Source organism: Micromonospora sp. NPDC002296, from assembly GCF_040296145.1.
In the GTDB taxonomy this organism is placed as follows: Bacteria; Actinomycetota; Actinomycetes; order Mycobacteriales; family Micromonosporaceae; genus Micromonospora.
On the sequence record NZ_JBEOWQ010000078.1, the window covers coordinates 1 to 14,816 of the forward strand.

Below are 14,816 nucleotides of genomic sequence, written 5' to 3' on the forward strand. Positions count from 1 at the left end.
TGGTCCGAGAGCCGGAGCTGCTGCTGCTGGACGAGCCCTTCGCCGCCCTCGACGCGCTGACCCGGCTGCGCATGCAGGACCTCGTCGGCGAGCTGTGCGCGGCGCACCGCCCGGCCGTCCTGCTGGTCACCCACGACGTCGACGAGGCGATCCGGCTCGCCGACCGGGTCGCGGTGCTGCGCGGCGGCGTGCTGGTCCGCGACGAGCGGGTCACCGTGCCCCGGCCCCGCGACGCCACCGATCCGGCCTTCCGCGCCCTGCGCGACCGGCTCCTCGTCGACCTGGGCGTCCGCCGCCCCGGAGCGGGGGCCGACCCGACCATTCGAGAAGGAGAACTGACATGAGCATCACCATCGGAGTGCACCGCAGCAACCCGTCGCTGTACCACCTGGCCCGGCTCGGCCTGGCCGAGCGGGCGCTCGCGCCGCTGGGCGAGACAGTCGCCTGGCACTACTACACCGACGGCACGAACACCGCCCGGCTGCTCGCCGAGGGCGTCATCGACCTCGGCGGCACCGGCTCCACCCCGCCGCTGACCGGGCAGGCACAGGGCCACGACATCGTGTACGTCGCGGTGTCCGCCCCGCGCCCCGAGCATGGCGCGCTGCTGGTCGCCGCCGACGGTCCGGTCCGGACGGTGGCCGACCTCGCCGGCGGGACCGTGGTGTTCGGGGTCGGGTCGTGGCAGACGCACCTGCTGGCAAAGGCGCTGCACGACGCCGGGCTGTCCTACGCCGACATCGTGGCGCGGCGGCCCGCCGACGACCCGACCCCGCCGGCGGAGCGCCTGGCGGCCGGGGAGATCGCCGGCTGGGTCGCCCAGGAGGCCGAGCTGGCCGCGGCCCGCCGCGCCGGCGGCGTACGCGTCCTGGTGGAGACCGGGTCGGTGATCTCGGACCGGTCGGTCTTCTTCACCCGGCGGGATCTCGCGCACCAGCGGCCGGAGGTGGTCGCGGCGCTCGTCGGCGCGCTCCAGCGGGCCGACGACTGGGTGGCCGCCCACCTGGACGAGGCCGCCGCCCACGCCGCCGCCGAGCTGGGCGGCGAGGCGGCCGACTGGCACACCGCGCTGGCCGGGCTGCCCTGGCGGCTGGAGAGCGTCCCCGACACCTTCGTCGCCGAGCAGCAGGAGGCGGCGGACATCTTCGTCGCGGCCGGCTACCTCGACCGGCCGATCAGCGTGGCCGACGCCCTGGTGCCGGCGCTCACCCCGCTGGTCGACGCGGCACTCGCCGCGGCGGCCCCGGCGGGCGCGCGGTGAGCGGCGTGGGCACCGAGGTCCTGTGGTACATCATCCCCCGGGAGGGGCGCTACCCGTGGGAGCCGGCCGGGCGGCGGCCGGTCGACCTGGGCTACCTGCAACACCTGGCCGCCGCCCTGGACCGGCTCGGCTTCACCGGGGCGCTGCTGGCCACCGACCAGTACGACGTGTGGCCGCTGGGCAGCGCCCTGGCCGCGGCGACCAGCCCGGCGTTCAAGCCGCTGCTGGCGGTGCACCCCGGGCTGATCTCCCCGACCCTGCTGGCGAAGTCCGCGCTCACCTTCGACCACCTGTTCGGCCCGCGCCTGCGGTTCAACGTGGTCAACGGCTCCACCGACACGCTGCGCCGCTACGGCCTGCACCTGGAGCACGACGAGCGCTACCGGCTCAGCGCCGAGTACTGGCAGGTGGTCCGGCGACTCACCTCCGGGGAGGTCTTCGACCACAAGGGCGAGTTCTACGACCTGCCGGGCGCCGGGGCGGACCTGCGGGACCTGCCGCCGGTGCAGAAGGGCGGCATCCCGCTGTGGTTCGGCGGCTCCTCGCCGGCCGGCATCGAGATGGCCGCCGAGCACGTCGACGTGTACCTGACCTGGGGCGAGCCGCCCGCCCAGCTCGCCGAGAAGCTGGACCGGGTGCGCGAGCGGGCCTCCGCCCACGGGCGCACCCTGCGGCTCGGGCTGCGGCTGCACCTGATCGTCCGGGACACCGCGGACGAGGCATGGGCCGCCGCCGACCACCTGCTCGACGTCACCAGCCACGAGACGTACGCCCGGCAGCTCGCCGCACACGGCGAGGACGCCGGGGTGGGCTGGCAGCGGCAGTTCCGCCAGCACGGCGGGCGGGTGCCGGCGAAGGCCCGGGAGCTGGAGACGTACCCCAACCTGTGGCCGGGGATGGGGCTGTTCCGGCCCGGCCCGGGCACCGCCGTGGTGGGCAGCACCCGTCAGGTCGTCGAGCGGCTGGAGGAGTTCCGGTCCCTCGGCGTGGACACCTTCATCCTCTCCGGCAACCCGCTGCTGGAGGAGGCGTACCGGGTGGCGGAGACCGTGCTGCCCGCGCTGGGGATCCGACCCGACCGGTCGTGACCCGGGCGTCACCCGCCCGGCCGGACGGTCACCCCGTCGGCCGGGCGGGGGCGCTCACGACGGCCACCCCGGGGGGCGTGCGGCGGGGTTGGCGGGGCGGGTCAGGCACGCCTGCGCCGGTGTCCGGCCCGTCGCCGTCGCCACGCTCTGCTCGTCGTGCCCCATCCCGTTCCCGATCCGCTGGTGACGTCGCCATCGCCCACGGTATCCACCGCGCTGGTGCGGATTCACACGCCTTCGAAGCGCTGGCCGGGCCCGTTCCTTACGGTGGCCCGACACACCACAGCCCCCGGCCTCCCTGGTGGAGGTCGGGGCCGCTTCGTGCTGTTCAGGGGCTACCAGGGGCCGTCGCCGAACTTCGCCCCGCACGCGGTCGCGAGGGCGATCCGCGCCCGGTCGAGCGCGAGGTTCGTCTCCACGCTCGACTCGGCGACCACGCCGTTGGCCGCTTTGACCAGGCCGATGCCAGCCTTCTTGATGCCCGGATCGGCGGCCCCGGCGGCGAGCGCGCCAGCATCTCGGTGCGCTATGGGGTGGGCCTTGGCGTTGGTGGCGGAGAGTGCGTGGCAGCCGCGCCGGTCGTCGGGGCCGGTCGTAGCCGGCGCTGCCGTGGCGGGAGCGCTGGCAAACGGCGGGGCGGCTGCGGGCTCGCTGTCGCTGGAGCAGCCGGCCAGCGCGGCGGCCAGGGCGACGAGGACGACGGGGGCGGGGAGGGCGCGGATCATCGGGGCACCCTAGCGGCAGTGCCCGCCCGGGAGTGTCCGGGAGACGACAGCGGCCCGACCTGCGAGAGCACCACCGACGCGGAAAGGGATCCCGTTTCCAGACCAATCCACCGTCGCCGCCAGATTCTCGTCCTCGTCGGCGTTGCGGGCCGACAGCGTGTCATCCGGCTACCTCTCGACGAGGTGCACCGGAACACCGAACCCGTCGCGGCGCGCGAGTAGGCTGCTGATCGCCTCACGCTCCGACTTCGATCCGTAGGTCACCTGGATCAGCGCACGGTCCTGGCCCTTGGGGCACGGCGAGCCCACCTCGACCGAGATTCCCCTGCCCAGCGCCGCGATGTCGGTGGCGAGGGACTCGCTTCTGGTCAACGCCGCGCTGGCCTCGGCGGCGGTCGGCAGTTCCTCGCAGGGCGGGTGGGTGTCGGTCGACGTTGGGAACACGCCGCCGAGAGCCACGGCCGCGCCGATGGCAACCACCGCTACGGCGCCAATCGCGATCTTGGATAGCAGTGACATGGCAGGTCCTTCCGCCCTAGTAGGACTGATCGACGGATAGCGCAACAGTTCGTCCGCTCCCGATTTCGTGGCGTGAGGCGCAGGCCTCGATCATCTCGGAATCGTGCGTGGACACGACGACCGTGCGGCCGGCGGCGGCGAGCTCCGCAAACAGCGCGATGACCTTCCGCCGGTTGGCGGCGTCGAGTGACGCGGTGGGCTCGTCGACGAACACGATCGCGGCTCGCTTGTAGATGGCGCGGGCCAGCGCGAGCCGCTGCTTCTCACCGCCACTGAGGTGACTGGCCGGCTCATCCTGCCGGCCCGCGAGCCCGGTCTGATCGAGAACCTGCGCCAGCCGCTTCCCGTCGCCGGTGGCCCGCTTGCCCAGCAGGCTGGACTGCATCGTGACGTTGAAGGCAACCGACTCCTCGTCCATGATCCCGTAGTCCTGCAGGACGAATGCAGCGTGGTCACGCCAGAAGCGGCGCCGGGCCGCCGAGCCGTACCCGGTGACGTTCCTCCCGTCGATCAGGATGCGGCCCCGGTCGACCGGGAGCAGCAGCCCGAGGCAGTGCAGCAGCGTGGTCTTCCCTGATCCGCTCGGGCCCACGAGGGCGGTCATCGTCCCGGGATCGCAACGTACGGACTCGCCGTCGAGCACCGGCCGCCCACCGATCGCCACGGAAACGGCCTCGGCCTCAATCAGCATTGGACCTCCCATCAGATTCGACGCCTGCTGACGCCGGAGAAACACCGGTTCGCGGCCCACAGGTGGCTCAGCGGGACGACGAGCATCCCGAACAACGCGGCCACCAGCAGGGCCCCCATGGAGTCGGGTCTCTGGACCAGCGCCAGGAGGGACGCGAGCGCCGCGCCAGCCAGCAACTCCTTGGACACCCGGCTCTGCAGGATCCGCGCCCACGGCCGGCCGGACAGCCGCAACGGAAAGTCGCGCTTCGCGTGCAGCAGGGCGGTGATCAGCGCGCTGATCGCGGTCGCGACCGTGAAGGCGACGACCAGGGCGGTGAGCGCGAGATTCATCAGCCAGACCACGTACGCCATGAACTGCGCCCGAAGGATCCCTTCCTCCGCGACGTAGACCACACTCAGGTCGCCCCTGATCCCCCGGCCGCTCAGGGTCCCGGCGGAGAGGCCTTCGCGCTCGATCAACGCCTGGGTGGCCGCCACGCCGGTGAACAGGATGTTCCTCGTCGAGACCATCGATGTCAGATTCGAATCGTCGAACGTCTGATGCAGGGAGGGCATGACGGCGACGAGGACATCGTCGAGGAAGCTCAGACTCCCGCCGCCACCCTGGGCGACGGGCATCCGGAACCCGCCGGCGGGCCGCAGGTATCCGAACCCCGACAGGATCTCTCCCCCGGCACCTCGGCTTCTCGACCACAGCGAGAACGTCTCGCCGAACTCCCGGGAAAGCATGCCGCTCACACGCTCGTACGGCACCGGCGTGAGCGCGCCCGGCGGCGCGTTCGTCGCCATCAGGTCGAGCCACCGCTGGTTCACGAAGGTGATCGCCGAGTAGTCGCCGAGATCGCCTTCCCATGTCTCGTCGGAGAAGGTGTACGAGTACGCGACCGCCCCGGCCGATTCGCCGTCCCTGACCAGGTTTCCGATCCGGGGTTCGAGACTGGTCATCTCGTCATCGCCCATCCCGAACTGGACCGCGACCTGATCCGCGAGGTTCTTCCACTGCGCCATCTCAGCGGCCGTGGCGGACGAGCTGCGGTACGCCGACCAGGCCGGCCCGGCCGCGCCCACCACCAGCAGGAACGTCAGCGCCTGGACGACCACGGCCGCCGAGCGAAGGCTCCTCACCGCGGGCTGCCGGGTGGCGAGCATGGTGGCGCTCGGCCAGGCGGAGGCCGACATGGCCAGGGCAACGAGCAGTGACACGGCGATGACCGCGACCTCCACGCCGGCCAGCGCCCTGACGAAGACGCCGACGTACAGCCAGCCACGGGCCAGGCCCACACAGGCGGCGGCCGCGAGGGTGACAGCGCCCGCCGGAACGAGCAGCGCGGCCGCGAACCCGCCCAGGTCCTGTGCTTGAATGCGCAACGTGGGGCAGCCCGCGAGCACCCGGAGCGCGCGGCTGCGCGCCTTCATCGACAGCCAGAACAGCGCCAGCGCCGCGATGAGGGCGAACGCGGCCAGGACGGCCGCGGCGAAGCCGCCCTCCCGCATGGCGAACCAGAGACTGTCGGTCACGGACGCGTCGACGCGGGTCACCCGTACGCCCGCGCTGCTCAGCCGGCTCTCCAACTCGGCGAGCCGGGCCGCGTCCCCGGTGACCAGGTAGGAGCCGTCGGGCGACGAGTTGGCCAGCCGGTCCCTGCCGACGACCCTTCCCGCGTCGGCGCCGCTGAACCAGCGGAACGTCGCGGGCAGGCTCCCGTCGTTGAGGGTCACGAAGATCCGCTCGTCGCCGTCGTCGACCAGGCCCGGGGCGATCCTGACCAGTCCCAGGTTCCAGTCGGCATCCATCTGCGTCAGTGCCGAGAACGCGTCCCGGTCGCTGAACTGCGACTCGCCGAAGTCCAGGCCCAGCCTGCTCTGCGCGCTCAGGGCCTGGGGAAAGTCCCGGTCGTGCAGATCGGTGACGATCACCGCCACCAGCGCCAGCAGGGTGAACAACGCTCCTGCGACCGCCATTGTCACGCGCCTGTACAACGACCCTCCCGGGCGATCTCCGGACACCGTGGCGGAGGTGATGCCACCCGCCGTATCCAGACAATCAGGTGGAACGCGCCGGAACATCGGGCCGTGGGCGGCATCGGAGGTCGCCCGTCGGCCCTGGGTCCGTCAGACCGTGGTCCGATGCGGGTGCCCGGGAGGCCCGGGCCCGCGCTCCGCACGCCAACGCCACGGAGCCTGGGAACGGTAGGCTGCGCCGCATGACCGAGAGCCGGCATCGCTCCCGTCGATCATGGTTGCTGCTGTCGGCCGGTGCGCTGTTGGTCGTGATGACGGCCATCCTCGCGCTCGGGCTCACCTGGCCGTTCGTCACCGTCCTGCTGCTCGGCTTCGCGGCGGTCTCCGTCTGGGCGATCGCCCGGCTGCTGGTCGAGCGTGCCGAGCACGAGACGGTGATGGCGCGCCGCGACGTCACCGAGGCGGTGCTCGCGGAGCGCCTGCGCCTGGCCCGCGACCTGCACGACATCGTCTCCCACGGCCTGGGCATGATCACCGTGCGGGCTGCCGCCGCGGCGCACCTGCACGCCCGCAAGCCGGACGATGAAGCGCTGCTGGCCGCCATCGAGGACGTGGAGGACATCAGCCGGAAGGCGACGGTCGAGCTGCGCCGCATGCTGGACGCGCTGCGGGAGGCCGACGACCGGCCCGCCCGCCACCCCACGGAGACCCTGGCGTCCCTGCCGGAGATCATCGAGGGGGCCCGCCGGGCCGGCCTGCACGTGGAGTTGACCCAGGAAGAGCTCGGCGCGGTGTCCCCCGGCGCCCAGGTGGCGATCTGCCGGGTCGTCCGCGAAGGGCTGGCCAACAGCGCGCGTTACGCTGGCTCGACCACGGTCGACGTCCGTCTGGCGCGGACCCCGGCGGCAGTCAGCGTGACCATCGACGACGGCGGGCCGAACCGGGGCTGGGCCGTCCGGCCAGGCGCCGGGCACGGCCTCATCGGGCTGCGGGAACGGGTGAACAGCCTGGGTGGGACCCTGACGGCGGAGCCGCGCGCGAAGGAGCACGGGGATCGTGCGGGGTTCCGTCTCGAGGCCATCATTCCCGAGGGAGCGGTGTGAACGGATCCAACCGGCCCCTGCGGGTCGTTCTCGTCGACGACGAACCCCTGCTCCGGCGGAGCCTCGCGATGATCATCGACGCCGAGCCCGGTCTCGCTGTGGTCGGAGAGGCCGGCGACGGGATGGAGGCAATCGCCGTGGCCGAGGCCACCGCGCCCGACGTGGTGCTCATGGACGTCAGGATGCCACGGCTCGACGGCATCGAGGCGACCCGGGGCATCTGCCGGCTGCCGGGGCTCGGGCACACCCGAGTGCTGGTCCTGAGCATGTTCGACCTCGACGAGCACGTCTTCCACGCACTCCGCGCCGGAGCCAGTGGCTTCCTGCTGAAGGACAGCCGGCCCGCCGATCTGCTCGACGCCATCAGGCGTACGCACGACGGCGAATCGCTCTTCGCCCCGTCGATCCTGGCGCGCCTGGTCGAGCACTACGTCTGCAGGCAGCACACCGGCCCTGCCGGCCCCGCGCAATCCCTGCTCGGTCAGCTGACCGCCCGGGAGACCGAGGTGCTCGGCCTCATCGGGCAGGGTCTGTCCAACCACGAGATCGCCGGGCATCTCACCATCGCCGTCAAGACCGTCAAGTCCCACGTCTCACACCTGCTGAACAAACTCGGGGCCCGCGACCGGGTGCAACTCGTGATCGCCGCGTACAACGGTGGCCTTGTGAATCCCGTGCCCGCCCCCGTACGTGACCGGCGGCCGTAACACCGTGACCCGTCGGTGGTCTCACGCGAGGTCGTTTCTGCGGGCGGCGACGGCGCGTTCGACGGTGCTCCCGCGATACCTTGGCCGGCATGGAGCCGCTCGCGTTCGACTACGGGAACCTGCACCTGCGCGTGGACCGGGGGGTGTTCGAGCTGTTCAACCTGGACAGCTCCGAGCACACGTTCCGGGTTCCGTTGCGATGGCTCGGGGCGTTGGTGCACTACAAGAAGCCTGACAAGCCCGGCGAGTTGTTCTTCGGTGTCGTGCGCGACCCGAACGAACCGCTCTACGGCACCGACCGGCTCGCCTTCCGGTTCGCCAACTCGCCCGCGGTCCGGGTGCCGCCCGGCGACGAGCCGTTGTTCCGCGAGTACTTCGCCCGGGTGGCGGTGCTCGCCGACCGGCGGGTGGCCTGACGTGGAATCCCGGGTGGCCCGGCCCGCGGTGGTAGTGCCCGTCGGGGACGCGGAAGCGCCCGGCCGGAGGAACCGGCCGGGCGCTTCCGGTGCTGGATGCCCCGGGACCGGGGCGCCGGGTCGCACCGACCCGGCCGGGTGCGTCAGAAGCTGAGCCGCTGGCCCGGGAAGATCAGGTTCGGGTGCTCGCCCACGACCCGCTCGTTCTTCTCCCACAGCGCGCGCCAGCCGCCCCGCACGCCCTGCGCCGTGGCGATCTTGGAGAGGGTGTCGCCCGACCGGACCACGTAGGTCGTTCCGCCGCCGGACGGGGCGCTCGTCGTGGTGTCCCGCTTGCTGCGCGAGGCCGGCTTCTCGGTACGCGAGGACCGCTCCTTCGGGGTGGCCTTCGTCTCCGACCTCCGCTCCGACTTCGGGCTGCCCTTCGTCGAGCCGCCCTTCTTGCCGCAGGTCGGCCACGCCCCGATGCCCTGGCCGTCGAGCACCTTCTCGGCGATGCGGATCTGCTCGCTGCGGGTCGCCAGGTCGGCGCGGGCGGCGTACCTCTTGCCGCCGTAGCCGGCCCACGTGCCCTGCGAGAATTGCAGGCCGCCGTAGTAGCCGTTGCCGGTGTTGATGTGCCAGTTGCCGCCGGACTCGCACGAGGCGACGGCGTCCCAGTTGACCGCGGCCTGGGCCGGCGCGGCCGGGCCGGCCAGTGCGACGACCCCGGCGAGGGCGCCCGCGGCGAGAGTGCCGACGGCGGCGCGGCGGACGGTCACCCGACGGTGGCGGGCGGTGTATTCAGTTGCCATGTGTGACTCCTCCACGCCGGCGAGGTGAGCTGTCGGGTTCGGGCCGAGGAGCCCGGCCGCCACAGGCGGCTTCACCCCGAGGTGCGGTGCACCGAGGAACATGTGGGTCCCCCGCTCCTGCCTGACTGACAAGGGAACCGACGGTCGGCGGCAGGACTAGGCGTTACCGACCGTGGTCGCCGCGTTCGCGGACTCAACCGACGTTAGGCACCGTTCGTGACGAGTGCCCACCTCTTGTGAAGTTCTTCACCCGCTCGGGCTAAGAGGCCACACCGTCGACTTGCGAGCCTTCACCAGCCGTGCAGAGCGACCGCCGGGCCGAGTCCGATCAGGGTGAACCCCCATCACACAAGCTCGCCCCCTAACTTAGGGTGATGGTGGTCCGATTGCGCACATCGGAGTCCGGAAACGCTCGGTGATCGCCGCACAGCCCGGTGGGGCGGCCGGCGGCTGCCCCCCGAAGCATGGGGCCGTCGCCCCGGTCCACCCGCGCCCGCCGAGGGGACGCGCAACGGCGCGCGCCGGGCGTCCACGGTCGACGGTGTCGACCGGGAGCCCGGCGCGCGGTGCGTCTCGGCGGCTACAGGGTGCGGGCCAGCCGGTCGGCGAGGATGCGGGTGAACCGGGACGGGTCGGCCAGCTCGCCGCCCTCGGCCAGCAGCGCCATCCCGTACAGCAGCTCGGCCGTGTCGCCGAGCGCGTCGGCCCCGGCCTCCTGCTCGTGGGCCTTGCGCAGCCCCTCGACCAGCGGGTGCCCCGGGTTCAGCTCCAGGATCCGCTTGACCTGCGGCACCTCGTGCCCCATCGCCCGGTACATCTTCTCCAGCGTCGGGGTGATGTCCTGGGCGTCGCCGACCACGCAGGCCGGGGAGGTGGTCAGCCGGGTGGAGAGCCGGACCTCCTTGACGCTGTCGGAGAGCCGGCCCGTCATCCAGGTCAGCAGGTCGGCGTACTCCTGGCGCTGCTGCTCGCGGGCCGACTCGGCCTCCTTCTTCTCCTCCTCGGTGTCCAGGTCGACCTGGCCCTTGGCGATGGAGCGCAGCGGCTTGCCGTCGAACTGCCCGACCCGCTCGACCCACACCTCGTCGACCGGGTCGGTGAGGACCAGCACCTCGTAGCCCTTGGCCCGGAACGCCTCCATGTGCGGCGAGTTCTCGATCATCGGGCGGGACTCGCCGGTCATGTAGTAGATGTCGCCCTGACCGTCCTTCATCCGCTCGACGTAGTCGCGCAGGCCGGTCAGCTCCGCCGGGTCGTGGGTGGAGGCGACGGAGACGATGTCGAGGATCGCCTCGGTGTTGTCCGGGTCGTCGAGCAGGCCCTCCTTCAGCGCCGGGCCGAACTCCGCCCAGAAGGTGCGGTACTTCTCGGCCTCGTTGGCCTTCAGCTCCTTGACGGTGGCGAGGATCTTCTTCACCAGCCGGCGGCGGACCGCCTGGATCTGGCGGTCCTGCTGCAGGATCTCCCGGGAGATGTTCAGCGACAGGTCGTGCGCGTCGACGACGCCCTTGACGAAGCGCAGGTAGTTGGGCATCAGCGCGTCGCAGTCGTCCATGATGAACACGCGCTTGACGTAGAGCTGCACGCCGCGCCGGGCCTGCGGGGCGAACAGGTCGACCGGGGCGTGCGAGGGCAGGAAGAGCAGCGCCTCGTACTCGAAGGTGCCCTCGCCCTTCATGTGGATCGTCTCAAGCGGGTCGGCCCAGTCGTGGCTGACGTGCTTGTAGAACTCCTTGTACTCGGCCTCGTCGACCTCGCTGCGCGGCCGGGCCCAGAGCGCCTTCATCGAGTTGACGGTCTGCACCTCGCGGGTGACCGCGTCGTCCTCGCCCGGGCGCTCCACGGTCATCCGGATCGGCCAGGCGATGAAGTCGGAGTACCGCTTGACGATCTCGCGGATCTTCCAGTCGACGGTGTAGTCGTGCAGGTTGTCGTCGCTGTCCTCGGGCTTGAGGTGGACGGTGACGGCGGTGCCCTGCGGCGCGTCGTCGATGGTCTCCACGACGTACGTGCCCTCGCCGGTGGACTCCCAGCGGGTGCCCTCGGTCTCGCCGGCGCGGCGGGTGACCAGGGTGACCCTGTCGGCCACCATGAAGGTCGCGTAGAACCCGACCCCGAACTGGCCGATCAGGTCGGCGGACCCGGCCGAGTCCTTCGACTCGCGCAGCTTGGCGAGCAGTTCGGCGGTGCCGGACTTGGCGATGGTGCCGATCAGGCCGACGACGTCGTCGCGGGACATGCCGATGCCGTTGTCCCGGACCGTCAGGGTGCGCGCGTCGCGGTCGGCCTCGATCTCGATGTGCAGGTCGGAGGCGTCGGCCGCGAGTTCCTTGTCGACCAGGGACTCCAGGCGCAGCTTGTCCAGCGCGTCGGAGGCGTTGGAGATGAGTTCGCGCAGGAAGACGTCCTTGTTCGAGTAGATCGAATGGACCATCAGCTGGAGCAGCTGGCGCGCCTCCGCCTGGAATTCCAGCGTCTCGATCCGGTTGCTCACACCGACCCCTTTCAGTTGGATCCGACCTTCGCGCACAGGATACGAGTCGTCGCTACCGGTCGCGTCACCCGCCCGGCCCGGACGCACCTCGATGCAAACCGGCGGCGAGCGGGTCGGTCCGGCCCTTGTTCGAGGTCAATCGGCCTGCTGTGGGTCGTCGCGGTCGGGTCCGGTCGGCGGGGTTGTTGCTGTGCTTCGCTGCTGTATTTCCTCGGCCACCTTCTGGACGTCGCGGGCGGCGGTCGCCACCGGGCAGTGCGGGATCCGGCATGTCGGGCAACGGCCGTCGGGTCCGGGCCGATGTTGGCGGAGGACGGTACGGGCTGTGAGGATCAGTCGGTTACGGATCTGGGCCAGGGACAGGTGCGGTCCGGTCATCGTTCAGCCCAGTACGAGGGTGACGGCGAGTCGGGTGATGGTGGTCGGGGTACGGGGGTCACGGGCAAGCGGGCGCTGATCCGTAGCTCTACGTACCTGGCCCTCGGTGTCCGGCCCTGTTGCTGCCACCATTGCTGTCGACAGCAACAGGGCCCCGGTTCCGCCCCCAGCGGACTCCCTGCCCCCTCCACCCGACCAGCACCGCCACGTGAGCTGCTGTTCTTTTGGCCCTTGGCCTGGGAACACGGTCCGTCATCGTCAGCGCTTGTCCGCTGGCGTCCGCACCGATCGGCACTCAGTCAGTCACCGGCGGGCGTCGTCCAATGACGCCGGGTGGGTCGGGCCGGGTCGCCTGGGACGACCTGGGCGGATGCGCGACGCGCGAAGCGAACCCTGCGGGTTCATGGGATGGCGCGAACGAGGACGCCTGCTGCGCGAGCCTGCCCGTTGTCGCACCTTGCTCCGAGATACGGAGCCCGAAACGTTAACATCGATGACCAAAGCTGGCAACTATCTGCCCAATATGCAACGACCCCTATCTATCGTTTGGCGTTTTGTCTAGACTTCGATGCGCTGCGCAGTCGATCAGGCAAGCCATTAAGCCTCTCATCGGGGGCGAGTGCTTAAGGAGTGACTATGCGACGACCCGGACGCAAACTTGCGGCAGTGCTGGTAGGCATGACTCTCGGAGCCGCCGGAGTCGTGGCGACCGCCGCCCCGGCGCAAGCCGCATGGGCCAGCTGCCCGGCCGACTACTCTTGCTTCTACCCGCAGAGCGGTGGCGGAGGCACCCCCTGGAAGCCATCCACTTGCGGCTGGCACAACCTCCCGTTCCAGGTCATATCGGTTTGGAATCGCGGCCATGGCACGATCTACTGGTACAACGGAAGCACTTACACCGGCTGGTCCACTCCGGTGGGCAACCAGGGCAGCAACGGTGCTCTTTCGGCGAACCGCGTCAACATCGCCTGCTAGCCTCGACGGCAGTTTTCGAGCAGGTGCAAGGTTCTCGGTATTGAGAGCCTGATTCAATCCGTCTCGGCCGCGACGCAGCGTCGGTAGCCGCGCGCCCCGGGTGTCGGGCGGGCAGCCCTGGATGGTCGCCCGCCCGGCACCTTCGCACGGAATCGGAATGACGCTCGAGCGGCCTGCGGTTGTTTCACAAGCCGGGTCGAAGCCCTGACGAACAGCCTTCTCGGCCGTGATCAGTCGGGCAGGATCTCGACGTACCCGTCGGTTCCGTGCACCCGAATCCGCTGCCCATCCCGAATCAGCTTGGTCGCATTCTCCACAGCGACGACGGCGGGCAGGCCGTACTCCCGGGCGACCACCGCCCCGTGGGTCATGAGGCCGCCGACCTCGGTCACCAACCCCACGACCGCGACGAACAGGGGTGACCAACTCGGGTCGGTGTAGGCGGTGACCAGGATGACGCGGGCTCGCCCCTCGACGGTCCCGCCGGAAACCGCGAGGCCGACCAGCGCGCCGGTCGGCGCGTCGGCGCGTCGGTACGCCCCGGCGATGCCCTCACCTTCCGACGTGAGCACCCGGGGCGGCGTGAGCGCCTGGTACGACCTGAACGCCTCCTTCCGCCGGTGGATGAGCTGATCATCCGCCCGGTGCGTGCGCACGACGTCGTGCAGCTCCTGGAACGTGAGGTAGAAGACGTCTTCCCTCTCCCGGAGCACGCCGGCGTGCACGAGGCGCTCGGCCTCTTCCAGCAGGGCCTGCTTGTAGACGAAGTAGCGGCTGACCATGGCGTACTTCGGGTACTCCCGGTACCCGATGAAGGTGCGGACCCGGTCGATCATCCGCTTGGTCTCGTCGGCCTTGCGCTCCCCGTCCGGCAGGGCCCGCAGGCGCTCCAGGACGTCCTGTTCCTTCCTGCCCGCCGCCCGGAGCCCCTGCGAGAAGCGCCGCCTGCTGGCGCCCGGCTCGAAGTTCCTGACGTTGTCGAGGATGAGGGGCACGAGTGTGGTGGGGCGTTCGCTCCAGCGCGGCCTCGTGATGTCGATCTCGCCGACGCAGCGCATGCCGTACCTGTCGAGGTAGGCCCGAATGGCGTCGTGCGCTTCCCGGCCACCCGGGAGCGTGGCCAGCTCCGCCAGGAAGCCCTCGTCCTCGACCTCTCGCAGGAACGCCACCACCTCCGGATGCGGGCGGATGACGTCGGCGACGTCCAGGAGCGCCAGCCCCATCTCCGACGTGACGTTGCCGGGTGCGGAGAGCGTGAGGGTGTCGGCGGCGTTCTTCTCGCCCAGCCACGCCCACAGTTGCTCGTTGAGCCACCGGGTGGCATCCATCCCCGCCATGATCACCTGCATGCTCCGGGGGTCACCGAGGGACCGCCTGTGCTCCGCGAAGGCAGCCAGGAGAAGGTCGAAGAGCGCCGGCCCCGATGCCGTCCGGATGTCGCCCCGCAGGGTGGCGATGGACGCCTGGCTGCTTTCGACCAGGTCGGTGACGATGGCCGGATCGGTCTCGATCGGGGCGGACGGGCCCCCGGCGGGCGTCCACGCCTGCACCTGATCGGGCAGCGACGGGATGAAGTCACCGCGGTCGATGACGGTCTCCAGGGCGTCCGGGTCTGCTGCACCGGTAGGTGACAGTTGCAGTCACGCGGCCTGACTGGCCGGTGGGGTCATGATGGTCTCGTACTCGATAGGGGTCAACCGG

General features: G+C 71.0%; 13 protein-coding genes, 1 pseudogene and 1 riboswitch. Of the genes and pseudogenes, 7 read left to right on the forward strand and 7 right to left on the reverse strand.

The window, feature by feature from the left end:
- From ABT023_RS27900 to ABT023_RS27910, 3 genes and pseudogenes are all read left to right on the forward strand, one after another.
- A pseudogene (locus ABT023_RS27900) lies at positions 1-344 on the forward strand (sulfonate ABC transporter ATP-binding protein); the annotation flags it as partial.
- Positions 341-1,261, forward strand: a complete 921-nt coding sequence (locus ABT023_RS27905) for an ABC transporter substrate-binding protein (RefSeq protein WP_350889543.1) — start codon at positions 341-343, stop codon at positions 1,259-1,261. The pseudogene ABT023_RS27900 and the gene ABT023_RS27905, both read left to right, overlap by 4 nt.
- Before the next feature lie 5 nt (positions 1,262-1,266).
- On the forward strand, positions 1,267-2,349 hold the full coding sequence (locus ABT023_RS27910; protein WP_350889544.1) for an LLM class flavin-dependent oxidoreductase: 1,083 nt from the start codon (positions 1,267-1,269) through the stop codon (positions 2,347-2,349).
- Positions 2,350-2,684: 335 nt separating this feature from the next.
- Here ABT023_RS27910 and ABT023_RS27915 read toward each other — a convergent pair whose 3' ends face one another.
- The 4 genes from ABT023_RS27915 to ABT023_RS27930 form a co-directional block, all read right to left on the reverse strand.
- Positions 2,685-3,074, reverse strand: coding sequence for a hypothetical protein (locus ABT023_RS27915; RefSeq protein WP_350889546.1), 390 nt, complete (start codon positions 3,072-3,074; stop codon positions 2,685-2,687).
- Between the two features lie 168 nt (positions 3,075-3,242).
- On the reverse strand, positions 3,243-3,593 hold the full coding sequence (locus tag ABT023_RS27920) for a hypothetical protein (protein ID WP_350889547.1): 351 nt from the start codon (positions 3,591-3,593) through the stop codon (positions 3,243-3,245).
- A 16-nt stretch (positions 3,594-3,609) separates the two neighbouring features.
- A complete protein-coding gene (locus ABT023_RS27925; protein ID WP_350889548.1) occupies positions 3,610-4,284 on the reverse strand; it encodes an ABC transporter ATP-binding protein in 675 nt (224 codons plus the stop codon).
- 11 nt (positions 4,285-4,295) lie between these two features.
- Positions 4,296-6,254, reverse strand: coding sequence for a bacteriocin-associated integral membrane family protein (locus ABT023_RS27930; protein ID WP_350889549.1), 1,959 nt, complete (start codon positions 6,252-6,254; stop codon positions 4,296-4,298).
- A gap of 236 nt (positions 6,255-6,490) precedes the next feature.
- Between ABT023_RS27930 and ABT023_RS27935 the strand changes: the two genes are divergently transcribed.
- From ABT023_RS27935 to ABT023_RS27945, 3 genes are all read left to right on the forward strand, one after another.
- Positions 6,491-7,351 (forward strand): sensor histidine kinase, encoded by an 861-nt coding sequence (locus ABT023_RS27935; protein ID WP_350889550.1) that lies wholly within the window; start codon positions 6,491-6,493, stop codon positions 7,349-7,351.
- A 17-nt stretch (positions 7,352-7,368) separates the two neighbouring features.
- Positions 7,369-8,058 (forward strand): response regulator, encoded by a 690-nt coding sequence (locus tag ABT023_RS27940; RefSeq protein ID WP_350889557.1) that lies wholly within the window; start codon positions 7,369-7,371, stop codon positions 8,056-8,058.
- A gap of 89 nt (positions 8,059-8,147) precedes the next feature.
- Complete coding sequence (locus tag ABT023_RS27945; protein ID WP_350889552.1) at positions 8,148-8,474, forward strand: hypothetical protein; 327 nt, start codon at positions 8,148-8,150, stop codon at positions 8,472-8,474.
- 143 nt (positions 8,475-8,617) lie between these two features.
- On the opposite strand, the gene ABT023_RS27950 is transcribed toward ABT023_RS27945, so the two are convergent.
- Both ABT023_RS27950 and htpG read right to left on the reverse strand, forming a co-directional pair.
- A complete protein-coding gene (locus ABT023_RS27950) occupies positions 8,618-9,268 on the reverse strand; it encodes a transglycosylase family protein (RefSeq protein WP_350889553.1) in 651 nt (216 codons plus the stop codon).
- Positions 9,268-9,421: riboswitch (cyclic di-AMP (ydaO/yuaA leader) on the reverse strand. It overlaps the preceding gene by 1 nt.
- Positions 9,422-9,848: 427 nt before the next feature.
- The gene (gene htpG, locus ABT023_RS27955) at positions 9,849-11,762 is read right to left on the reverse strand and encodes a molecular chaperone HtpG (protein ID WP_350889555.1); all 1,914 of its coding nucleotides are present in this window, start codon (positions 11,760-11,762) and stop codon (positions 9,849-9,851) included.
- A gap of 1,056 nt (positions 11,763-12,818) precedes the next feature.
- Between htpG and ABT023_RS27960 the strand changes: the two genes are divergently transcribed.
- Entirely contained in the window at positions 12,819-13,115 is a 297-nt protein-coding gene (locus ABT023_RS27960) for a peptidase inhibitor family I36 protein (RefSeq protein ID WP_350889558.1), read from the forward strand.
- A 230-nt stretch (positions 13,116-13,345) separates the two neighbouring features.
- On the opposite strand, the gene ABT023_RS27965 is transcribed toward ABT023_RS27960, so the two are convergent.
- Positions 13,346-14,665, reverse strand: a complete 1,320-nt coding sequence (locus ABT023_RS27965; protein WP_350889556.1) for a PEP-utilizing enzyme — start codon at positions 14,663-14,665, stop codon at positions 13,346-13,348.
- Positions 14,666-14,816 lie beyond the last annotated feature (151 nt).